We start from the raw sequence: 23642 nt of genomic DNA, 5'->3' as shown, positions 1-23642 counted from the left end.
TAGGGGGTATTTATGAATACGATAAGTATAAGTGATTTAACTAAAGATTATGGTGATAATAAAGGTATTTTTAATGTTTCATTTAATGTTAAAGAAGGCGAAGTTGTTGGTTTTTTAGGTTCTAATGGAGCAGGAAAAACAACAGCAATTAGGCATTTAATGGGGTTTATAAAACCAGATCAGGGATCTTGTCAAATTCTTGGTCTAGATTGTTTTAAAGAAGCTTCAAAAGTTCAAAAAAAGGTTGGTTATTTACCTGGAGAAATCGCTTTTATGGATAAAATGTCTGGTTTGGAGTTTATTAAATTTATGGCGGAAATGAAAAATATAAAGGATTTGAAATATGCTGAAGAATTGATAGAATATTTAGAACTGGATACTAAAGTTAAAATAAAAAAAATGTCTAAAGGAATGAAACAAAAGGTTGGATTAGTAATTGCGTTTATGCAGGATGCTCCCATTTTGATATTAGATGAGCCTACAAGCGGTTTAGATCCACTTATGCAAAATAAATTTATTGAATTGATTAAAAAAGAAAAATGTAAGGGAAAATCAATTTTAATGTCCTCACATATTTTTGAAGAAATTGAAAATACTTGTGATCGCATTGTGATGATAAAAGATGGTCGTATTGTTGCAAACGAAGATATGAATAAAATTAAATTGGATCGAAGTAAATATTATGAGATTACTTTTTTAAATGAGTACAGTGCTAAATTGTTTCAAAATAATTATCCTAACAGTACTAGAATAGAACGTACTGTAAGATTTTTATTGAAAGGGAATATAAAAAAATTATTAAATGAATTAAATAAATATGATATAGAAGATATGAATGTTCGCCATCAAACGTTAGAAGAAGTATTTATCCAGTATTATGGAGGGAAAAAAGATGAGTAAGCCTTTATTCAAAGCGGAAATTAGAGCAAATTATAAATTGTTGATTTTATTTATAGCTGTAATTACATTATATGCAAGTATTATTATTACGATGTTTGATCCTGAATTAGGTACTGGTATAAATGCCTTGGCAGAAAGTATGCCTGAATACTTTGCTTTATTTGGAATGCAAAATCCTGGGGTGACACTTTTGGATTTTATCATCAATTATTTATATGGTTTTATTCTTTTGATAATACCGTTTATTTATATAATAATTATGTGTTTTAAATTAGTGGCTAAATATATTGATAAAGGCTCAATGAGTTATTTATTGAATACAAATTATAGCCGTAAAGAGATAATTATGACTCAGGCTAGTGTTCTTTTATTTGGGGTATTAATATTGGTTTTGTATGCTGCCCTCTTAATAATATTTTGTAGTCATTTTATGTTTAAAGGTGAACTAGATATTTCTAAATTTATAATATTAAATATCGGTTTGTTATTTCTAGAGTTCTTTTTAGCCGCTTTATGTTTCATGTTTGCTTGTTTATTTAATGAGATAAAATATTCTATTGGTATGGGAGCAGGATTAGGTTTGATATTCTTTTTGGTTCAAATGTTATCACAAGTTAGTGATGATATAAGTTTTTTAAAATATTTTACGCCACTAAGTTTATTTACGCCAAATCAAATCGTTGATTATGATGTTGTAGCATTTTTAAATATAGGAATTCTTGGAGCTTTAGCAATTATTTTTTTTATCACTGCGCTTCAAGGATTTAAGTATAAAGATTTATCGTTATAAAAGCTGTAAGATTTTTATATAAAAAAGCACCCCAGGAAACTTGAGTGCTTTAAAAAACGCCAAATTTATTTAGTTACTCGTTTTTAGTCTTTTAAACAGCAATAGCCTAAAAAGTTCCAGGCAATAACAGTAGAAAGAGAATAGACATAAAAGACACCGTAATCAAACATACCGCCAATGACTTCACTAATAATAATTAAACAAAATAGTAATAAATTAAAATACTCTTTTTTATCATGATAAGTTTTTAATAAATTACTAAGTTTTTTAAAACAGGAAATAAAGAAAATAACAAACAATAAAAACCCAATAACACCTGTTGTTACTAAAGATTCAATAAATTCATTATGACTATGAACGACTTGAATTCCTTGAATCGTCGTACCATTAGTTTCTGCCAGCCCCATTTTTCTAAAATTATTAGCACCAATACCAACAACGGGACTAATTTTCCAAACTTCAAATGAAGTATTTAATAATTCTAAACGACCGCTACTAACTTGATCAAGCAGTTCAATTGTTTTAGATGTATCACCTTTTAATAAAGAAATCGTAGCTTCATATATTTTTTCTAATTGAAAACGATTTTCTTCTTGTAATTCATTTGAATTATTAAAGATTATTGAAATACCTTTATCAATCAATAAGCTGCTAAAAACAATTAAAATACAAGTACTGCATAAAACAATTGCTTTTTTGATTTTTTGATAATTTTTCTTTTTAATAAAAAAGTAATATATCAAGGCAGTTAAAATTATTGCTAAAATGATCAAAGCACTGCGACATTTAGTCAGAATAATATAAATAAATTGAATAATGATATTAAGATAATAAATTTTTTTATGTTTATAATTGTTAGTAATTGCATAAATAGCTAATAAAATCGTAATACATGCTAAAAAAGCAGCCGGATTACAATTAAAATAAACACCAAATAAACGTTCCCCAGAAACCCCGATCACCCAACCGTTTTTAGTATTATAAAAATTAAATAAATACATGATCAAAGAGATACCGCTGGCAATTCCAACTATGAAATTGGTAAATGGGATAATTGTTTGTAGTTCTTCTTTGATCATTGTTTTAGTCATACTTTTTTTATTACTAAAAATAAGGGTAAAAACTATTAATTGCATGATTGCAATTAAATAGGATTTAAAATCACTATATTTTTGATTACAAATAGTTGCTAAAAACAAAATCATACCATAAGTATAAATAAGTATTTTATTCTTATTTATACTTATTTCATGATGAATTAAATCATTGATAAGAATTATTGATGCCCACATAATGATTATTACAGCTAAAATATTATTTTCAATTCCTAAATATCCTAAAGCTAACGTATTGATAAAAACATATAAAATAAATGCTAATTTAAAATATTTTCGAGATAAAATAAATTCTAACATTTATTTAATATGAATGATTAGTAATCATTTCAGGATTATTGATAGCATAATTATTTTTTATGTAGTTAAGATATTTTGCTTTAATTTGTTTAAAAGATTGGTTAGAAATAGGAATGATTTCTTGTCTTTGCATAACAAAAGTGTGGTCGTTCATGATTTTTTGAACGTAATCCATATTAATTAAATATGATTTATGCGGTGAGACAAAGGAATCATATTTTAATAAGGGCTCCATCCATTTTTTAAAAGAAGTTCGAATAGTAGTACTTTTAATAATGGAGCCATTTTTGGTATGAATAAAGAGATAATGATTTTTATATTCTACAAATGTTATTAGACGACGGTCAATAGTGACAGTACCTTTTTTGGTTTTAATTTCTAATAGGCTTAGCTCAGCATTTTTCAATAATTTGAAAATAGTTGAAAGTAGTGCAAAAAGCTGTTTTTTAGAAAATGGTTTTGGTAAAATTGCAAATGGTAGAATTTTTAAATAATCTTTTTGATATGTATTTATATTAGTAATGTAAATTATAAATGCATATGGATTAAGTTGACGAATTCTTTTACCTATAGATAAACTGTTTTCAATATTTTTATTTGATATATTAAGAAAATAAATATCAGCAATATTTTCCTGTTCATTAAATTCATTTAATTCTAACGATGAATAGAATTTAAGAATTTTAAAATGAGATTCTGATAATTTAGGTAAATATTCTTTAAAAACTTCAACAATAGGTTCAAGTAGATTACTTTCGTCACTATATAGAACAATTTTATACATAATATAGATCTCCCCTCTATAACTATATGTATAGATAGTTTATCATATCTAATGTAAATTTTCTATAAAATTAATGTTAAGAAAATTAGTAGTAATTTTTTTGTAAAATTCTTTATTTTAAAGTGTAATTATTATACGTTTGAGAAAAAAATGTTTAGTTAGTATAAAAAATGTTATTATAAATATGATTAATTAATATTACATTTTATAATAGTACAATATTATCAAAAATTAAATATTAGTTGATCAAGTTTTTATCAATGCAGTTATTTATTTTAAATAAAATATATGCAGTTATTTATTTTAAATAAAATATAAATGAAAGGAGGGAGAGTATGAACAAGGTAAAACGATCGTTAGTCCTTTTATTAGTGGGAGCTCTGTTATTTTCGTTTATTACAGTTTTATCATCAGCTAGTGTCACTATTCCTCAGGGCCCAATAGATAGTGTGAATAGAGATAATGGGATAAATCAAATCATGGAAGCCGGTGTAGAAGATATAAATTTTGCAACTGCTATATATGATGCTTTAGTTGAAGAAGGTTATTTTGGTGATGAATCTAAAAATGTTAGAGAAATACTCGGTGAATTTGATGGAAGTATCGATGCATCTAATCGAGGCATTGAAAGTATTTATGGAATTGAATGGTTAATAAATGCTAGGAGTATAGATTTGAGTAATAGAGAAGATAGTCCCAATCCAGACATAAAAAATAGTATTACAGACTTAACACCAATTACAATAGATTATATTATGAGTATTGCTGATTTGCCTTCTGTGTTTGCAGATGAGCCAGTCTGGTTTAGAAATAGAAGAAATCTAAAAATAGATTTATCAGGTAATCCGATTCAAAAATATGGAGATTCAGTAGGAAGATTAGATTTAACTTTTGGTGCTGAACAGCCTCCGGAAATTTCTACTGATAATCTAGTAGCAATTAAAGAAAATGGCGAGAATAATTGGTCAGTTACTAAAAATATTACTTTACCAACCTTAGAGGGAAATGGTGAAGAAGTTAAATTTTCTGACGGCTTTCGAAGCGATAGTGAAACTATTCACATTACTCGAATTGAATATAACACAATGAACAGAGATGCTAGTATAAATTATTCTGAATTAGAAAATAGAAATTTACAGATTATGAATATAAAACAAAGTGGAATCATTTATGCTAGTTTAGGAATCGACAGAGATAATGGAGTATTTTATTATAAAAATACGCCAATTGGTGATGTATCAAATCGACTTGACCCTGATAGTATAACATTTAATTATATGACAAATTTTACTTCACGGATATATACGCCAGTCAAAGCTGAAAAAGATGTCAAAGTTGACATTAAAGTTAGCAAATCTGCAACATGTGATTATAGTGGTAAAAAAGTTGTTGGTGCCAAATATTATTTATATGATGCTTCAACGAATGAAAGAGTTTCTGATAAAGAATATATTACTGATGATAATGGTGAGTTTTGGATTGATGATACGTTGCCGGTTGGTGAATATTATTTATTAGAGTTTGAGGCACCTGAAGGCTATTTGATCAATGAAAGTAAAATTAGCTTTAATGTTATTGCTGATGAGCGAGAAATAACTGTTTCTGGTGGTGATAAAGATTTAAATGTCAATGCTGGAACGATTGAAGAAGATCCGGATACTGTATATATAGATAGATATTCAAATAGTGTTGAAGTTAATATATCTGATGATTCTAATTATGCATTAGATCATCTTGAAGTTACTTATTTTGATCGTGAGACACAGGCTTATAAAACAATTACTGGACCTCAGGATGGAGTAACATTTACTACAGCTCAAGAAATTGCTGATTGGATCAACTCTAATAAAGGTAATGATAATGCACCTGGAATAATTGATGGTGAGGTCAAAATAAAAGCTTTCTTTGTATATCATAAGGAATTATTGACATCAGATCCACGACCAGTTACTACTGTGGAGTTTACAAAAAATGGTAGCGGTTTAGATGATAATGGTGAAATTATTCAAACACCATTAGCTAATGCAACATTTAAATTAGAGTGTACGCATAAGCATACAGAACATTGTAAAGATGCTAATGGCGGATATAGTCAATGTACTGATCCTCACACTGATTGTGGTGATTTTTTGACAGATGAGGGATGTAGCTGGAGCACTGAAGTTACTAGTGGTGAAGATGGAAAAGTAGTATTTGAAAATGTTAATACTGGCACTTATAAAATGACTGAAGTTGTTGTACCTGATGGTTATTTAGTACCAGAAACAACCTGGACAGTAGTAGTTGATGCTTCTAAAAATACTTTTGAGATCAGTGTTGATAATGATAAAAATGATAATCTAATTAGTGGTGATCAATCAGAAGGATATACTATAATTAATGAATCTTTTAATGTAAAAGTTAAAAAGATAGATAGTGAAAGTGGAAAAGTATTAAAAGGAGCTTCGTTTGAGTTATTTAAGCTTGATGAACAAGAACAGTGGGTTAGTCAAGGTACTGCTACTACTGGTGATAATGGCTTAGCTTATTTTAAGAAACTTAGCGAAGGTCAATATATGATCAGAGAAATTGAAGCTCCCCCTGGATATGAACTCATAACAGATGTTATTGAGTTTAGTGTACCATTTGAGTATGATACGACAGATATTAATGGCATTGAGAGTACTTTTTCTGATGATACAAAAGTTGTAACATTCACAGTTTCTGATAAAGTTGGAGTTAATTTGCCTAATACTGGTGCTACATTAACTGCAAGAATTGCATCTTTAGGAATTGTGATTATGGGATTTATGGCCATATTGATAAAAAAATTAAATAATAAAAAAAATTAAATATGAATGAGGAGAGGAAAATATGAAGAAATTATTTAGCACAATTATTGTTTTCCTAATGGCATTTGCTTTAATGGTGCCTGCAGGAGCAAGTAATAAGGTTGACCCTAAAGATAATCCTGAAATTAATCCTGATACAAAATCTGGATCAATTACAATAGCAAAAAAAGGTTCTGAATTTAGTGTTTATAAAATTTTAAATGCTGAAGCTAAAAAAGGACAAAATGTATTTAACTATACTGCAAATTCTAATTTTGAAGGTTTCTTTGGAAATTCTGATTATGATAATTTAACAATTAAAGATATTGCAGCAATGCCCAATGAATTAAATAAAAGAGATGATAATGGGAACATAACTGATCCTATTACTTCAGCAACAACTAAACTTACTAATCCATTACAAAAATATATTAGTGATATGGGTATTGAACCAGTAACAACAATTTCTTGTCCAAATGATGGAAGTTCAGTTACTGTTAATCTTGAAATTGGATTCTATTTAATTGTTGAAACTGGTACTCATAGCGATTCAGCTAGTGTAGCTTCTAAATCAATGTTAGTACCATTACCAATGGTTGAAACTACTAATGGTACAAATGCATGGAATTATAATTTAAATATTACTCCAAAAGATGAACCTGTTAATATTACTAAGAAAATTGTTGAAGATGATAATAGAGTAGATGAAAGTACTAATTTCATTGGTAGAGAAATCAATTATGAAATTAAAGCAGATATTCCTCATTATGATGCTTCAACAGATATTGATTCTGTAAAATATGTTATGACAGATACTTTAAGCAAAGGATTAGATTTTGTTAAAGGTGATGTTGAAGTTGTTGTATCTGGTGGCGGATTAGAAGATAAAACATTAGATGAAGGTACTGATTATACAATTAATTATAGTGAAGATAATAAAACAATGACCATTACTTATACGTATATTAATATTATGGACTATACTGATGTAACAGTAACTTATGCTGCAAAATTAAATGAAAATGCTTTAATTGGTGGAGGCGATTTAGCTAACCCAAATAAAATTGAACTTGAATATACTAACAACCCTTCTACTTGGGATACTTCTAAACCTTCGGATGAAGTAAAATCATTTACTTATGGTGTTCAAATTAACAAAGTTGATGAAAATGATAATACAGTTAAACTTGAAGGAGCAGAATTCGTATTATTAGATGAAAATCATCAACCAATTGCTGCTTATACTTACAAAGATGGTAAAGTAGTTGTATTACAAAACGAAGAAGTAGTTAGAACTGATGCAAATGGTTTAGCTTATTTTGTGGGATTAGATGCTGGAACTTATTATTTAAGAGAAACAAAAGCACCAGATGGTTATGTATTATTAGATGGTGATGTTAAATTAGAAATTAGAGTGATAAATGAAACTACTGGTGAAGCTGAATATTATTTGGAAGATAAACTACTTACAACAACTGCTTCAATTGAAAATGGTGGTGAAATTGCTAGTGTACCTACAAATAGTCAAGTTGCAGTAGGTACTATAGGCAACTCTGAAGGATTTAACTTACCAATGACTGGTGGAGCTGGTACTTGGATGTTTACTGTTGGTGGTATCTTGATTATGGCAAGTATGATAACAGTATTTGTTAAGTTAAGAAAAAAAGAAAATTAATTAAATAAAGAACTACTTTGGTAGTTCTTTATTTACATAAAGGATGTTACTGTGAAGAAAAAAGTAGTTAAAATAATTTTAATAATTGGATTTATATGTGGATTAGTAATAAGTTTATACCCTCTTGTAAGTAATATGTATGCTAAAAGAAGTCAAATTAATATTATTTCTGATTATCAATCAGAAATTGATAATAGCAGTGAAGAAAAACTTGCTCAGGAAAAAGAATTGGCACTTACATATAATCGTAAACTTAATCAGACAGTGATTTTATCAGACCCTTTTGATCCTAATGCTATTAGTATGGCTGATGAGCAATATTATGAAATTTTGAATTTTACAGATGATGGGGTTATGGGGTACATTAAAATACCTTGTATTGATGTTAATTTGCCAATTTATCATGGTACTGATCAAGAACATATGCTTAAAGGGGTAGGACATTTAGTGGGAACTTCTCTACCAGTTGGTGGAGTTGACAGTCATGCGGTTTTATCAGCACATTCGGGTCTTTCTACAGCTGATTTATTTACTAATTTGGTTGATTTGGAAGAAGGAGATTTGTTTTATATTTATGTTTTAGATGAAATTTTAGCGTATGAAGTTGATAATATTAAAGTAGTAGAGCCTACAGAAACTGATGATTTAAGAATTGTTAAGGGAGAAGATTATGTAACTCTAGTAACTTGTACGCCTTTTGGAATAAATAGTCACCGTTTATTAGTTAGAGGACATCGAGTTGAGTATGATCCTGATGATGAGAAAAAAGAAGCTGATAAAAGTAATAGTGATGTTTGGTTTGAAGAATATATTAAATCGATTATTAGTGGTATCGGTGTAATTGTTGTTATTTTGGTTATTGTTTTTGTGACAAAGAGAATAACTAGAAAGGTAAGGAAACGTTAATGTTAAGGAAATTTCTAATTGCACTTACAGTTATGGGTTTTTTAATAGGACTAGGAATTTTCTTATATCCACAAATTTCTTCCTGGTTGATAAGTAATGAAATCAAAACTACGATAGATGAATTTGAAACTACAGAAGTTTCTTCTCAATCGAAAGAAAATGATGCCTTATATCAAGAAATGTATCAATATAATCAAAATTTATATTTAACTGGACAATCTAATATAAGTGATGCCTGGACTTTTGCGCAAGAAGAGTTCACATTAGATAATTATGATTATAAAAATAATGTAATTGCAACGATTTCAATTCCTAAAATGAGTCTTGAAATGCCGATTTATTTAGGTGCCAGCAAGGAAAATATGGCAAAGGGAATCGTAAATCTAGCTAATACGTCTTTACCTATTGGTGGAAAAAATACTAATTGTGTTTTAGCTGGACATCGTGGTTATCAAGGAGCCCCTTTTTTTAGAGAGATTGAGGATCTGGAAATCGGTGATAAAGTAATTATTCAAAATTTTTGGGAGCAATTAGAATATAATGTTTTTCAAATAAAAGTAATTTATCCTAGTGAAAGTAATCAAATATTGATTCAAGATAATAAAGATATGGTTACATTGATTACTTGTCATCCTTATCGTCATAATTATCAAAGATATGTGGTTTATTGTATTCGTAGTGATGAATTTGATACTAATGTGACTGATAATGGAAAGAGTAATATTATTTCTTCTAAGCAAGAGATAGAATTAGAGAAAAATTTACCGTATGTGATGATAGGAATATTGGGAATTATTGTAATTATTATTTTTATTTATAGTAAAAAAAGAGCAAAGAAAAATATCGCTTAATAGCGATATTTTTATAAGACTGCATAACTATTACTTGAATTTTATCATATAAATTGAAGTTTTTATCATAAAGCAATATTCGTTATTAATAATGTTAAATGGCCCATACTTTAGCATTTATTAATATTTAATCACGGATGCAGAGAATGTAATAAAATATTGCTTTTTTTATATTTTGATTAATAAAACATCTGGTATCAAATATGCAGTTTTTAACTAATAGCAAAATATAGTTTTTGCAGCCAACCTATATTTCTCTCTTAATGAACATTCTCTACTTTTGCAACGTGATTAGTATGTGTATTCACATACATTAAATATTTTAGCATATAAAATATTATCGACATGTGTCAGTTTTGCTTGATTAGGGGCAATTTTGCACAAAAAAGTCACTATATTTAGTGAGCGTTTAAACATTGAAATTATTATTTGAAAAGATTGTTTTTTATGTATTATAAAGACTGTTTTGGCGTTATAAGTTTAAAGAGTGAAATATGTATTCAATAATTTATAAAATGAATATTATATAACTTAACAAATATAGATAATGTACATTTGTTAAGTTATATCTTTTTATTATCGATTTATAGGAATGGTTTGAAGTTAGGTTAAATAAAATGAATGTAAAAATTTGCTATTTATATTTTAATGTGGTAATGTATTATAAGAAAATAAAATTAAATTTTTACTAATATTATTACTTATACTAAATGACCCTTTTGCGATATAAAATCCAAATATTTTGTTCGAACAGTTGAGACATGTTTTCGACTAATGGGAATTTTTTTATCATCATCCATGGTAACAGCGTTAGAGTGTAAAGCATTGACATATTTTAAATTTATAAAAAAAGATTTATGAGTTTGAATAAAATATGGTATTTGTAGTAGTGGCCCTAGTGCCTGTTCAAAAGAACCAGTACGTCGAATACTGATGATTTGTTTATTATTATTTAATGTGTAGGTAGTGCTGCGAATCTTATTTTCGATATACATGATATCATCGACTGCTACACTGGTGATAGAATCATTTTCTTTGATTAAAATTGTATTTACGGGTTGATTACAAAATAACATATATGCAAGATCTAATGCTGAATATAATTCATCGATATTTATTGGTTTAGTAATATATCTAAGAGCGTGGATTTCATAAGCTTCTAATGCAAAATCAGGATATGATGTTATAAAAATGATAGGGCTATCATTTTTATTTTTGCGAATTATTCGTCCAAGTTCAATACCATTGATATCAGGTAAAGTGATATCAAGTAAATAAAGATCGAAATATTTCTTTTTATCAATCATCTTGACTAGTTCATCAACTTGTAAAAATGTAGTTATTTTCCAATCAATTTCTTTATGTTGATTAAGCCATAATTCCACATATTGCGACAGTAGTGACAAATCTAATCGATCACTATTGCAAATTGCAATTGAATACATTTTTTTCCTCCTTTAATAATATCACTACTAAATAGTGATTTAATATATAGAGAAATAAATTGTTTTTGTTGGCTGCTTTTATAAGTATGACAAATTTTATTACAAAAAGCAAATTGTTTTATTCATTAATACAAAAAACGACTTAATCAAAATTAGTCGTTTTATTTATTATTTATTTTGCCTTGATAATAAGAACTGCCAGCTAAATCATCTTCGATTTTTAAAAGCCGATTATATTTACAAATACGTTCACTTCTAGACATTGAACCAGTTTTGATTTGACCGATATTTAAAGCAACAGCTAAATCAGCAATAAAAGTATCTTCACTTTCTCCAGATCGATGAGAAATAATCGGAGCAATATTATTTTTGCGTGCTAATTCAATACAATCGATCGTTTCTGTTAAAGTACCAATCTGATTCAGTTTAATTAAAATGCTGTTACTATAATGTCCATCAATACCAGCTTGTAATCTTTTAGTATTTGTAACAAATAAATCATCACCCACTAATTGAATTTTATCTTTCAATTTGTTAGTAAGTTTTTTCCATCCTTCATAATCTTCCTGGTCTAAACCATCTTCAATTGAAATGATAGGATATTTGCTTATCAATTGTTCATAATATTTGATTAGTTCTTCACTTGTATAATCATGACCATTGATCGTATAAATACTATCATGATATAGTTCACTAGAGGCTACATCCAAAGCAATAGCAATATCTTTACCAGGTTCTAAATGACATTCTTTAATTGCTTTAATGATCAAATCTAATGCATCGTCATTACTTTCTAAATTTGGTGCAAAGCCGCCTTCATCACCAACGGAGGTCGCTAGATTGTTTTTTTTAAGAATATTTTTTAAAGTATGGAAGACATTTGTTGCCATTTCCATTGCCTGATAGAAAGAATTAGCGCTGATAGGCATGATCATAAATTCTTGAAAATCTAGAGAATTCGTAGCATGTGAGCCGCCATTTATAATGTTGATCATTGGTGTTGGTAATATTTTTGCATTACATCCTCCTAAATAGCGATATAAGGGAATGTCAAGATAGTTAGCTGCGCAATTTGCTGTGGCTAAAGATACTGCTAACATAGCATTGGCTCCTAATTTAGATTTGTTTTCAGTATTATCATAGCGAATCATTGCTAAATCAATTTCACGTTGATTCAAAACGCTTTTTTGTTTTAATAAGCGATTGATTGTTTCGTTTACATTATTAACGGCTTTAAAGACACTTTTACCTAAATAACGCATTTCATCATTGTCACGTAATTCTAATGCTTCGTATTTTCCTGTTGAGGCACCGCTAGGGACAATAGCACTGCCTTGAAAACCGCTTTCTGTTGTTATTTCAACTTGAATAGTGGGAAACCCTCTTGAATCTAATACTTGTCTTGCATATATATCAGTAATATATGGCATAATTTCATCACTCCTTCTTATTTAGTATGAGCTTTTTTTTAGTCTTTAATCAAATATTGCTATTTTGTTTAGATAAGTTATAATGTAAATTAATTAATATTGTCAGTAAATTTTCGATTATATGAAAGAAATTATATGGATATTTTGAGTAGCTTGGATAAATGTGGTATACTAAAGTAGGTGATAAGATGGAAATGATAAAATGGTTTTTAATGATTATCGGTATTTTTGGATTATTGATCTTAGGTTGTTTGATGTTACTTCGCAGTGATGAAAAAAAACGTTTGAATACAAAAAAATATCAGCAAAATATTGAGAGGATCAACCAAACAAATGAGATGCTTGATGAGACTTTAAATGAATTAGAAGGATATAATGAAATATTAGAGAAAACTTGTAAACAAATTGATCACTTTAATCATAAATTTCTTAAGATAAAATAACTAAAACAGTTGACAATAAATTGATTTTTTATATAATACAACTATATATTATAAACTCGTTGATAAAGAGAGTAGTTTGATTGCGTTTTTAAGCGAGCTGGTGGTGGTGTAAGACTGGTAAACAAGATTAAATGAACCGCACTTTGAAGAGGACTATTTGAAATTGACAGTAGGATAGTCAGTAAGTCTACTTTACAGACAAGAGGGGATATATCTTTATATCAATAAGAGTGGTACCGCGGAAATTTCGTCTCTTAGCTTAGCTAAGGGACTTTTATTTTTGCTGGAGAAAGGAAAGAAGAAAAATGAAAAAATTATTAAAAGTATTGTTAGTATGTGTAATGGCCGTTTCACTGGCTGCTTGTGGTGGAAATGCAGATAGTTCGAGTAAGAAAATTTTAATTGGGATATCACCTGATTATCCACCATATGAATCATTAGATGGGGATAAAATGGTAGGTTTTGATATCGATATGACTGAAGAACTATTTAATATTATGAAAGAAAATGGACATGATTATGAATATGAGTTCAAACAATTATCATTTGATACAATTTCAACTAGTTTAGTAGCTGATCAAATTGATTTGGGTATTTCTGGTTTTACTTATCATGAGGAATGGGAAAATGTTATATGGTCAAATAAGTATAATGATTCTAGACAAGTTGCTTTGGTTGCTAGTGACAGTCCAATTACTACAGTGGCAGATTTAAATGGTAAAAATATTGGGGCTCAATTAGCTGCTACTGGTGAAAGTGTTGCTAATGAAATTGACGGTGCAAATGTTAAGGCTGTTAAAGATGTCAAAGTTTTAATTGAAACATTAAATTCTGGGGGAATTGATGCTGTTATTTTGGATGAAGCTGTAGCTAAAAACTATGTTAAAGAAGCTGGTTATAGAATGTTAGATGAAACTTTATTAGAAGAGGAAAATCTAATTATTACTAATGAGAATAATCAGGATCTAATGGATGATATTAATGAAGCATTAAAAGTTTTTGTTGAATCAGATAAATATCAAGAGTTGAAAACTAAGTGGGGAGCATAATCGTGAATGCATTGATCGGATTTTTTACTGCTGATAATTTGATTTTTTTATTACAAGGAGCTGGTAAGTCACTTTTACTAGCTGCTTGTGCTTTAGTATTTGGATTGATTTTGGGTGTTTTGGGAGCTGCGGCAAAAATTTCTAAACATAGGGTTTTAAGAATTATTGGAAATATTTATGTTGAATTGATCCGTGGTACGCCGATGTTACTACAAATATTATTTTTATATATTGCTTTTCCATTAATGGTAAGAGCAATTACAGGGGAAAGATTTATCCCAGATCCTTATGTTTGTGGTGCTGTAGCTATGAGTATTAATAGTGGGGCTTATTCAACGGAGCTGATTCGTAGTGGTATTATGGGAGTTGATAAAGGACAATGGGAAGCATGTGAAGTTTTAGGATTGAATTATAGTCAAACGATGAAACTAGTTATCTTGCCTCAGGCTTTTAAAAGAATCGTTCCGCCAATAGTTAGTGAGTTTATTACATTGATCAAAGATTCATCATTGATTTCGGTTTTAGGAGCTACAGAGTTATTATATTCAGCGCAAATTTTAGGAGCTAACACCTTTAATTTAATTCCGCCATTATTAATGTCAGCAGTCTTTTATTTAATTATGACATTAACGACATCTTATTTTGCAAGAAAGATAGAAAGGAAGTTATCTGAAAGTGATTAAAGTTAAAAATATTGTTAAACAATTTAAAGATTTGAAAGCTGTAAATGATGTTTCCTTAGAAATAAAAAAAGGTGAGATCGTTTGTTTGATTGGTCCAAGTGGAAGTGGAAAAAGTACTGTCTTACGCTGTATAAACGGATTAGAAATTCCAGAATCTGGAGAAATATATATAAATAATCAATTACTTGATAGTAATGATTCCCAAAAATTCAAAGCTTTAAGAGGAAAGATGGGATTTGTTTTTCAGCATTTTAACTTGTTTCCTCATAAAACGGTTTTAGAAAATTTAACACTAGCACCAATTAAGGTATTACAAGTGGATGAAGAAACGGCAAAACAAAAAGCTTGTAAGTTATTAGAACGAGTAGGTTTATTAGATAAAAAAGATGAATATCCTAATAAATTATCAGGAGGTCAAAAGCAAAGAGTAGCGATTGCAAGAGCTTTATGTATGGATCCTGAAGTCATGTTATTTGATGAGCCTACTAGTGCCTTGGATCCGGAGATGGTTATTGAAGTTTTAGAAGTAATGCAGGAATTAGCGATTGAGGGAATGACGATGGTCGTAGTTACTCATGAAATGGGATTTGCACGAACAGTTGGTGATAGGGTGATTTTTTTAGAAAATGGTAAAATAATAGAAGATAGTCCTTCAAAAGATTTCTTTTTGAATCCTAAATCTGAACGTGCTAAAGATTTTTTAAGCAAGGTGATGCATTAGTGAAAATTGATTTTTTTGATGTTGAGGCCTGGATGACAGAACATGAAGTTGATTATCGTTATAATTTGGCGGAAACATGTGTTGCCTCAATGAGCATCAATGATTTATTAGAATTTGTAGATGACAGAGATAAGCTGCTCAATGATTTATTAACGACAAAGCTGGATTATGGTCCTATTACTGGCAGTGAGCGTTTGCGTAGGGGAATTGCAAAATTGTATCAAACTGGCGATTTGAATAATATTGCAATTAGTCATGGTTGTATTAATGCAAATGAATTAGTTTTAATTTCGTTGTTAGAAAAAAATGATCATTTAATAACGATTACACCGACTTATCAACAAATGTATTCTTTTCCAGAATCGTTTGGGGTAGAGACAAGCTTAATTCAATTAAAAGAAGAAGACAACTGGTTACCTAAATTAGAAGATTTTGAAAAAGAAATCAAAGAGAATACAAAAATGATTTGTTTAGTTAATCCTAATAATCCTACAAGTACAAAATTTTCTAAAGAATTTTTATTGAAATTGGTCAAGTTAGCTAAAAAATATAATTTATATATTCTTTGCGATGAAGTTTATCAAGGTTTAGGTAAAGATGAAATAGCTATCAGTGATCTATACGATCGAGGAATTTCAACGAGCAGTTTATCAAAAGTAACTTCTTTTGCGGGGCTTAGATTAGGGTGGATCAAAGCTAATTATGAAATTATTAAAATGATAAATGATCGACGCGATTATCATATTATTTCAACTGGTTATCTAAATGATTATTTAGCTGCTGTAGTAATTGAAAATTATGATAGAATTATTGAAAGAAGTAAGAAAATCATTGCTGCTAACCGTCAGATTTTAATCGAGTGGTTAAAAAAGGAACCTTTAGTTGATTGTGTTGTTCCTGAAGCAGGAACGATTGCTTTTCTAAAATATAACCTGCCAATCAAATCAAAAGAACTATGTCTTAAATTACAAAAAGATACCGGTGTCTTCTTTGTTCCTGGCGCTTGTTTTAATCAAGAATATCATCTACGCTTTGGTTTTGCTAATAAAAGCGAAGATATTCAGGCAGGTTTAGAATTATTTTCAAAATGGTTACATAGTAAAATAAAATAGGATGATATTTATTAGAAGCAGTTGATCTTATTGTTTTAGATCAACTGCTTTTAATTTGGTTGAATTCTTATGAAATGAAGTAAGTATTATAAAAAGGCAATCAGAAATTGACTGCCTATGTTTTTTTAATTTAAACCTTTTTTGCTTTTTTTAAAATACAATAGATCAGTTGCCTGCATTTCATTTTCAATGATTTCTTTAGGATAATAATCTAAAAAGAAATTTTCGATACGATGACTATACACATAACCTAAACGAGTATAAAAAGTTATATTTTCTAAACTTGAGTTTGCAGTACCAATCAAAAAAGTATCATAAGCACTGTAGATATCTTCAACATATTTAATTAAAGCTTTAGCATAACCACAACCTCGATATGCAACTAAAGTTAAAATATTTTTAATTTCCACTTCACCATCGATAATTTCAACAACAATAAATGATACTGGCTCATCATTTACAAAATAACCATACAATTTACCGTTTTCTAAATAATCTCTAACTAGGTTGATATTAGGGTCGCTTTCAGTTAATAATTCATCAAAATCCATTTTATTTTTTATTTCTTTTATCATTTTTTTCACTTCCTGATATGTATTATATCAAAGTTTTATTTAATGTAAAAGGTTTCATTGTATGATATACTTTTAATAAAGAGGTGGAAGAGATATGAAAAAGATTTTACTTTGTTTAATAATGCTGTTTTTTATTGTTGGATGCTCTTTTATTACTGAAGAAGAAAGCAGTGAGAGTACAGAAAATGATGAAAAAGTACAAACAGAAGAGAAAAAAGAACCAGTTAAAACAAGTGTGAAACTAAGTTTTGCTGGGGATTGTACACTAGGAAATTATGCGGGACAGGTTTACGATGGTTCATTTAATCAAGAATATGCAAAGCAAGGCAGTGATGTTGCATATTTTTTAAAAAATGTTAAAAGTGTTTTTGAAGATGATGATTTAACGATCGTTAATCTTGAAGGTCCGTTGACAAATGCAACATCACACGCAGAAAAGCAGTTTCCTTTTAGTGGACCAAAAGAATATGCGGATATTTTAACTAGTGGTAGTGTTGAACTTGTTTCACTAGCAAATAATCATTCAGAAGATTATTATGCTCAGGGTATGAAAGATACTAAACAAGTATTAGATGAAAAGAAAATTGGTTATTTTGGTTATGAAACAGCGTGTGTTAAAGAGGTTAAGGGAATTAAAATTGGTTTTTTGGGATATCGCTCAATGTCTCTTTCCATGAATAATGAACAAGGACGTGCAACAATAAAAAATGCAATCGATGATTTAAAAAACAATCAGGGAGCTAATACAATCGTAGTATTTTATCATTGGGGGATAGAACGCGAATATTATGCTAATAGTGATCAACGTGAATTAGCTAAATTTACAATTGATAGTGGTGCTGATTTAGTCATGGGTTCGCATCCTCATGTTGTTCAAGGTGTTGAAGAGTATAATGGTAAACAGATCGTTTATTCTTTAGGAAATTTTTGTTTTGGTGGGAATCGTAATCCTAGCGATACAGATTCAATGATCTATTCTATTACGATGAATTTTACAGATGGTAATTATACCGGTGATAGTCATGAAATTATTCCATGTTCAATAACTTCAGTTAAGGGCAGAAATAATTATCAGCCAATGATTTTAGATGGTAGTGAAAAACAAAGAGTTTTAGATAAAATTCAAAAATATAGTTATTGATAATATTTTATTTTTAATCTTCAGTAGTAAAAATTTATAAACCAATAATTCTTATTTTTGTTAAGCTGATACAAATCACCTGTTTTATCTTTGATTTTCTCAAATACATATCAATTTTAAAAAAAACAAGCGTAGCTTAAAAGATATTAAACAGATAAGTAAATGATAGATCATATTAATATAGTAAAAATGAAAGATCAACTATAAAAAGAGTTGTGATTTTGATATAAAAATAAATTGAATTTGGGGTGAAACTATGGCATCAAGTAAAAAATATTTACAATTCATTTTGGAGCAGTTATCAGAGTTAGAAGAAATTACGTATCGAGCGATGATGGGAGAATTTATTATTTACTATCGTGGTAAAATCGTAGGTGGTATCTATGATGATAGATTGCTTGTAAAACCAATAAAATCAGCGATTAGTTACATGTCAACAGTTTCATATGAATTGCCTTATGAGGGGGCAAAAGAAATGTTGCTTGTAGATGAGGTTGATAATAAGGAATTTTTAACAGGTTTGTTTAATGCTATGTATGAGGAATTGCCAAAACAAAAAAGGAAGAAATAGACAAATTGGAATTTATCGAGTTATCCAACTAACTTTCCTTATTTTACAAGGCTTTCAGAGCCTCAAACTATGAAACTGTATGTATTTTCCCTTGTTTTTGCCCTTATGGGCAACTTACAAGGGAAAGTTTTTTCTTATTGCCCCACAACCTTATCCAAGAGCCTTGCGGAAGTCCGCTTTGCTTCCCTTGTGGCGTGGGCATAAACATTCATTGTGGTACGCACATCGGAATGACCCAACAGCTCCTGCACATCCTTTGGCTGTGCTCCACTTGTCAGAAGATTGGTGGTGTAGGTGTGTCTTAAAGTGTGGAAGTGGAAGCCTTCCAACTCAGGCACCCTCCGACTGGCACTCCTGCAAGCGTTTTCTACTGTGCTTGGAAGTTCCAGACGCCCGTCCGACCTCAAACATACAAAGGAGATTTCCGTATAATCCGGCGGTACTTCCTGTGTGCCGTCAAGACTGTAATATTCATAATGCACACGATTCTTTTCCCGAACCTCTTTGTAATAGTTTTTGTGGTACAACTGTCCGTACTGAAAGCGTTGCTTGTGCTGTTCCTTTTTGGCTGTTTTAAGGATTTGGGCGAGTGTATCGCCAAAGTCCACCACACGCACCTTTTTACGCTTTGTGGGACCAATCTCTGTTTTGTGTCTTGTTCCGTTGTAGCGGACACTACGCCTTACAGTAAGATACTGTTCCTCAAGGTTAATGTCCTGCCAAGTCAGTCCTGCAACCTCTCCAAGTCGAAGCCCTGCATAGTAGGCTATCTGAACCGGAAGGATTGCGTCCTTGCTTCTTTTGGAGAGTTCCTCCAGCAGTTTCTGATACATTTCATGGGTAAGTACCATTGCATTTGCGTCCGGCAGGTCATCCTCTGCAAATAAATCCACATCATCCGTTTTCCTTTTTAATACCACATACTGCATGGGATTGAAGGTAATGAACTGTTTAGGAAATACTGCAAACCGGAATGCCTGTTGTAACACAGCCGAGTAGGAATGCACATAATCCTTTGTGTAACCTTTGGAAACAAAGTTTCCGGCTGTTCCCCCAAAGGTAAGCAAATCCATAAACTGCTGTAAATGCTCCGAAGTGACTGTTTTCAGCTTGCGGTTGCCGATAGGGTGTTGCTTAATCCGGTTGACCGCCTGAAGATAATTACCAACAGTTCCATTGCTTAATGTGCCGACCTTCAATTCTTCCTCTGCCCAGATGTCGAGCAGCTCTCCGAGTGTGATATTGTCAGCCTTTGCAATGAACTTCTTGCTTTCGTAATCCTCCATAGCCTGTCTTAACAGCTTCTCCGTTTCACTTTTGCTTTCCGTACCCGCAAATTCCTTTTGTACCAGATTTCCGCTGGCGTCCTCCACATAGAAGCGATAGTACCATTTCTTTCCTTTTTTTCTTACAGAACCTTTTGCCATAATCGTTATTACTCCTTTCGATACTGGACAATCGGAACTGATGAAATGCTTCTTGCGTGTAAGTATATCATAACTCCGGTTGTCTAACTATACCGATTCGGAATCTTCCGATAAAAGATTTGCAAGCCTCTGTGTGGCTGTCTCCGGTTTCTTGGAATAGAGCCTTATCACATCTGCCATGTCATTAAAAGCATTGACTGTGTGGGTAATCTCCCTAAGAAACATGATTTCGTTGTATTCCTTATTCGATTCAAATCCTATGGTGGCTGCTATGTCCGCATTCTCCGTGTTGCCCTTAAAGTTCTTGCAGGCAAACTGGAACGAATCCATAAACAACTCATATTCCTGTAACATCAGTAGCAGTAGGTCTTTCGAGAAGTCAGTTTCCTCATTATTAAGGTCAAAGGGTAAGCGGTTTAGGATACTGCTCATTGCATCACGAATCTGTAATTCCCTTTTATCCGTAATGTCTGTTTCGTATTCCTCTGCCTCTCCCTTGAGCCATTCCACGGATACATGAAGTGCTTCTGAAAGTCCATCCAGCACCAGCTTCTTGGTATTGTCGATTGTTCCGGCTTCATATCTCTGAATGGTGGAAGCTGTCACTCCCATCTTTTCAGCTACATAAGGCTGTTTCAATCCTAATTCCAATCTTCGCTGTTTTGCCCTGCTACCGATTAGCTTGCGTAATTCTTTATCTTTCATCCTGATACGCCTCCTTTTTCGGTATGGTACTACTATAACATACATCTTTCATAATTGCAATATGCAAGTTGATAATTATTTTTAAAATTTCGTAACGCTTGACAGAATGATATAAAAGGTTTATAGTAGGATTAGTTCAAAAATTGCATAATGCAATTCACGGGGAGGTGATTCAATGACAGAAATGAAAATTGCCTTATCCATTGAGGAAGCAGCCGACTATACCGGTATCGGAAGAAATACACTCCGAGACTTGGTAAAGTGGAAGAAGCTCCCGGTACTTCAGGTAGGACGAAAGGTTCTTATTAAAACTGATATACTGGAGCAGTTCATGGAAGCCAACGAAGGCAGGGACTTAAGGGATAAGAATACTGTCAAAGCAGTTAGTCGAAAAACTGCTGTAACTTAAAAGGGTGGCTTCCTACGAAACCACCCTTTGGTATGTATCAGACCGAAGCCATGATATACCTACACGCAAATAGATTATATCATGTGCTTCCTCTGGTATCAACCAAAACTTACGGGAAAGGAGTTGAAATTTTATGAATAAGTGAGTGGTTTTCTTTCATAAGGAATATATTTTTGCAAGCCCTCGGCGATTGAGAGCGAAATACACCCTTCGCACAAATCTTCGATTTGTACTCTGGGTATTTCGCCCTTGCAGGGAGCAAAGTCACGCAAGCGTGACTTATACAAATGCTGTCGCATTTGAGGTAGTGCCGGATACGGCATAGAGTTCGTAAACGGACAGCCTAAACTGTCCACTCACTTATATAATCCTTCCACCTCTTTCCCTAAGTAACATTTATGAGAGGAGGAAGCACTATCGAACGAAATTCATTTATTCAGATGAGCAAGCTCCACAATGTCCGTGGCAGGATTACTTATATATCCAGTCACGCAAAGCAAGAAAATCTGTATGCAGTCTATGAAACCACAGACCGCCACTACTGGACGGAGCTTGCACGATTTAATCAACAGGATTTTCTTAAAAGCGGTACAGAGGGGAATTGTATCGAGGCAAGGGAACTGATTATAGCATTACCGGAATCTTTCCCTGACCTCTATGACCCCAACAGGCTGTTACAGATGTTTACCAACCGCTTTAAGGAAAAATATGGTATAGAGTGTGTATCAGCCCTGCACCATAACAAACGCAAGACCAACTATCATATCCATCTCATCTTTTCCGAAAGGGAGCTGTTACCGGAACCCATAGAAAAGATTGCAACACGTAATATGTTCTACAACGAACAGAAAAAGCATGTACGCACTAAGAAAGAGATACTGGATGATAGTGGTAATGTCCGTAAGGGCTGTAAAATAATCAAAAAGGGCGAAGTCTATGAGCGAACCTTATTTACCGCCAAGAACAAGCGATTCAAGCAGGAGCACTATCTGGACGAGGCAAAACGCTTCTATACCGACCTTATCAATCTTCTGATAGAGGACGATAAAGACAAGCTCCATGTATTCGATAAAAACGGATTATACCTTGCCACCAAGAAAATCGGTAAGAATAATCCTAAAGCGGAACAGATAAAGGAAGATAATGAGGTGCGTATGCAGTGGAATCACGAAGTAGACCGAGCCTTAGTAAGCCAAGTGCCGGAGGATAAGATACGGCAGATAAAGAAAGAATTTATTACAGACCGTATCCGTAATTCTATCAAAGCATGGGGCAATAGACCGGAGTTGTTGCTAAATATAATACTGACTGCAACAAAGGCATTAGCACTTTTAACATCCAAGGTACTGACCGCTGCAAGGGAGTTGAAAAACAAGCTGTTCCATGAATCTCTGGAAAAAGAGTATGGAAGCAAGGCTGTTATAAAAGTTGAGGACATCGCAGATGTTGTTACAGCTCCGGCTAAGGAAACTACAACAGAGCTGTTGATTAGCATTTTATTTTAACAAATTTTTGGCAAATTAAATTGGATAACAGAAGTAAAAGATATGAGCTAATTAGTAAAAAATAGCAAAATATAATGGCACAAACAATCAAATTAATTTATTCCAATTTCCTTATTTACAGTGGAGCCAAATTCCTAAGAACCGTTAAAACCAAGCAAAATCAAGAAGATTTTGCTTATGAAAAAGTATAACTTAGGAATATCCACTATAAATAAGTTTTCTCGGCATAAAATAATTTGAATAAAATATTATCAAATTAAATTAGTTATATTTAATTTTAACTAATTTACGAATG

General features: G+C 31.1%; 22 protein-coding genes and 1 other annotated feature. Of the genes, 15 read left to right on the top strand and 7 right to left on the bottom strand.

The features are described 5' to 3' along the window. The first annotated feature begins 12 nt into the window (after positions 1 to 12). On the top strand, positions 13 to 900 hold the full coding sequence (locus tag BR82_RS0108805) for an ABC transporter ATP-binding protein (RefSeq protein WP_027089891.1): 888 nt from the start codon (positions 13 to 15) through the stop codon (positions 898 to 900). Then, positions 893 to 1690: an ABC transporter permease subunit gene (locus BR82_RS0108800; RefSeq protein WP_027089890.1), complete on the top strand. Its 798-nt coding sequence runs from the start codon at positions 893 to 895 to the stop codon at positions 1688 to 1690. The genes BR82_RS0108805 and BR82_RS0108800 overlap by 8 nt, the downstream gene beginning before the upstream one ends. Before the next feature lie 83 nt (positions 1691 to 1773). Here BR82_RS0108800 and BR82_RS0108795 read toward each other — a convergent pair whose 3' ends face one another. Together BR82_RS0108795 and BR82_RS0108790 are read right to left on the bottom strand one after the other, a co-directional pair. Next, the gene (locus tag BR82_RS0108795) at positions 1774 to 3105 is read right to left on the bottom strand and encodes an O-antigen ligase family protein (RefSeq protein WP_027089889.1); all 1332 of its coding nucleotides are present in this window, start codon (positions 3103 to 3105) and stop codon (positions 1774 to 1776) included. Positions 3106 to 3109: 4 nt separating this feature from the next. Beyond that, a complete protein-coding gene (locus tag BR82_RS0108790) occupies positions 3110 to 3889 on the bottom strand; it encodes a LytR/AlgR family response regulator transcription factor (RefSeq protein WP_027089888.1) in 780 nt (259 codons plus the stop codon). A 335-nt stretch (positions 3890 to 4224) separates the two neighbouring features. Here BR82_RS0108790 and BR82_RS15525 point away from each other — a divergent pair, with 335 nt between their 5' ends. Genes BR82_RS15525 through BR82_RS0108770 form a run of 4 tightly spaced genes read left to right on the top strand, consistent with a single transcriptional unit; the run spans position 4225 to position 10131 of the window. After that, complete coding sequence (locus tag BR82_RS15525) at positions 4225 to 6720, top strand: MSCRAMM family protein (protein ID WP_051592799.1); 2496 nt, start codon at positions 4225 to 4227, stop codon at positions 6718 to 6720. Positions 6721 to 6742: 22 nt separating this feature from the next. Continuing rightward, positions 6743 to 8374: a SpaH/EbpB family LPXTG-anchored major pilin gene (locus tag BR82_RS0108780; RefSeq protein ID WP_027089887.1), complete on the top strand. Its 1632-nt coding sequence runs from the start codon at positions 6743 to 6745 to the stop codon at positions 8372 to 8374. Positions 8375 to 8425: 51 nt separating this feature from the next. Next, positions 8426 to 9280: a class C sortase gene (locus BR82_RS0108775; protein ID WP_027089886.1), complete on the top strand. Its 855-nt coding sequence runs from the start codon at positions 8426 to 8428 to the stop codon at positions 9278 to 9280. Beyond that, positions 9280 to 10131 (top strand): class C sortase, encoded by an 852-nt coding sequence (locus BR82_RS0108770; RefSeq protein WP_027089885.1) that lies wholly within the window; start codon positions 9280 to 9282, stop codon positions 10129 to 10131. The genes BR82_RS0108775 and BR82_RS0108770 overlap by 1 nt, the downstream gene beginning before the upstream one ends. 701 nt (positions 10132 to 10832) lie before the next feature. On the opposite strand, the gene BR82_RS16370 is transcribed toward BR82_RS0108770, so the two are convergent. Continuing rightward, positions 10833 to 11576, bottom strand: coding sequence for a LytR/AlgR family response regulator transcription factor (locus tag BR82_RS16370; RefSeq protein ID WP_051592798.1), 744 nt, complete (start codon positions 11574 to 11576; stop codon positions 10833 to 10835). Positions 11577 to 11737: 161 nt separating this feature from the next. Next, positions 11738 to 13006 (bottom strand): phosphopyruvate hydratase, encoded by a 1269-nt coding sequence (gene eno, locus BR82_RS0108760; RefSeq protein ID WP_027089884.1) that lies wholly within the window; start codon positions 13004 to 13006, stop codon positions 11738 to 11740. 188 nt (positions 13007 to 13194) lie between these two features. Here eno and BR82_RS0108755 point away from each other — a divergent pair, with 188 nt between their 5' ends. The 5 genes from BR82_RS0108755 to BR82_RS0108735 all read left to right on the top strand — a co-directional run bounded on the left by BR82_RS0108755 (position 13195) and on the right by BR82_RS0108735 (position 17014). Beyond that, complete coding sequence (locus BR82_RS0108755) at positions 13195 to 13449, top strand: hypothetical protein (protein ID WP_027089883.1); 255 nt, start codon at positions 13195 to 13197, stop codon at positions 13447 to 13449. A 50-nt stretch (positions 13450 to 13499) separates the two neighbouring features. Further along, positions 13500 to 13707: a binding site (T-box leader), on the top strand. 47 nt (positions 13708 to 13754) lie between these two features. Beyond that, entirely contained in the window at positions 13755 to 14498 is a 744-nt protein-coding gene (locus BR82_RS0108750; protein ID WP_027089882.1) for a transporter substrate-binding domain-containing protein, read from the top strand. A 2-nt stretch (positions 14499 to 14500) separates the two neighbouring features. Continuing rightward, positions 14501 to 15181: an amino acid ABC transporter permease gene (locus BR82_RS0108745; protein ID WP_027089881.1), complete on the top strand. Its 681-nt coding sequence runs from the start codon at positions 14501 to 14503 to the stop codon at positions 15179 to 15181. Beyond that, positions 15174 to 15902 (top strand): amino acid ABC transporter ATP-binding protein, encoded by a 729-nt coding sequence (locus tag BR82_RS0108740; protein WP_027089880.1) that lies wholly within the window; start codon positions 15174 to 15176, stop codon positions 15900 to 15902. Before BR82_RS0108745 ends, BR82_RS0108740 begins: the two co-directional genes overlap by 8 nt. Then, positions 15902 to 17014, top strand: coding sequence for an aminotransferase class I/II-fold pyridoxal phosphate-dependent enzyme (locus BR82_RS0108735; protein WP_027089879.1), 1113 nt, complete (start codon positions 15902 to 15904; stop codon positions 17012 to 17014). Before BR82_RS0108740 ends, BR82_RS0108735 begins: the two co-directional genes overlap by 1 nt. 125 nt (positions 17015 to 17139) lie before the next feature. Here BR82_RS0108735 and BR82_RS0108730 read toward each other — a convergent pair whose 3' ends face one another. Further along, positions 17140 to 17589, bottom strand: coding sequence for a GNAT family N-acetyltransferase (locus tag BR82_RS0108730; protein ID WP_027089878.1), 450 nt, complete (start codon positions 17587 to 17589; stop codon positions 17140 to 17142). A gap of 94 nt (positions 17590 to 17683) precedes the next feature. On the opposite strand from BR82_RS0108730, the gene BR82_RS0108725 reads away from it, so the two are divergent. Together BR82_RS0108725 and BR82_RS0108720 are read left to right on the top strand one after the other, a co-directional pair. Continuing rightward, complete coding sequence (locus tag BR82_RS0108725; RefSeq protein WP_027089877.1) at positions 17684 to 18730, top strand: CapA family protein; 1047 nt, start codon at positions 17684 to 17686, stop codon at positions 18728 to 18730. 256 nt (positions 18731 to 18986) lie between these two features. Next, positions 18987 to 19301 carry a TfoX/Sxy family protein gene (locus tag BR82_RS0108720; RefSeq protein WP_027089876.1) on the top strand — a complete coding sequence of 105 codons (315 nt, stop codon included), beginning with the start codon at positions 18987 to 18989 and terminating at the stop codon, positions 19299 to 19301. 134 nt (positions 19302 to 19435) lie between these two features. On the opposite strand, the gene BR82_RS0108715 is transcribed toward BR82_RS0108720, so the two are convergent. Together BR82_RS0108715 and BR82_RS0108710 are read right to left on the bottom strand one after the other, a co-directional pair. After that, a complete protein-coding gene (locus BR82_RS0108715; protein ID WP_027089875.1) occupies positions 19436 to 20728 on the bottom strand; it encodes a tyrosine-type recombinase/integrase in 1293 nt (430 codons plus the stop codon). 87 nt (positions 20729 to 20815) lie between these two features. Then, entirely contained in the window at positions 20816 to 21433 is a 618-nt protein-coding gene (locus BR82_RS0108710) for a helix-turn-helix domain-containing protein (RefSeq protein WP_027089874.1), read from the bottom strand. A 175-nt stretch (positions 21434 to 21608) separates the two neighbouring features. Here BR82_RS0108710 and BR82_RS0108705 point away from each other — a divergent pair, with 175 nt between their 5' ends. Then, entirely contained in the window at positions 21609 to 21842 is a 234-nt protein-coding gene (locus BR82_RS0108705) for a helix-turn-helix domain-containing protein (RefSeq protein ID WP_027089873.1), read from the top strand. A 398-nt stretch (positions 21843 to 22240) separates the two neighbouring features. After that, complete coding sequence (locus tag BR82_RS15515; protein WP_240474532.1) at positions 22241 to 23347, top strand: MobA/MobL family protein; 1107 nt, start codon at positions 22241 to 22243, stop codon at positions 23345 to 23347. The last annotated feature ends 295 nt before the right edge of the window (positions 23348 to 23642 follow it).

This window comes from Thomasclavelia saccharogumia DSM 17460 (genome assembly GCF_000686665.1).
Lineage (GTDB): Bacteria > Bacillota_I > Bacilli_A > Erysipelotrichales > Coprobacillaceae > Thomasclavelia > Thomasclavelia saccharogumia.
This window is presented reverse-complemented; position numbering and strand designations above follow the sequence as displayed.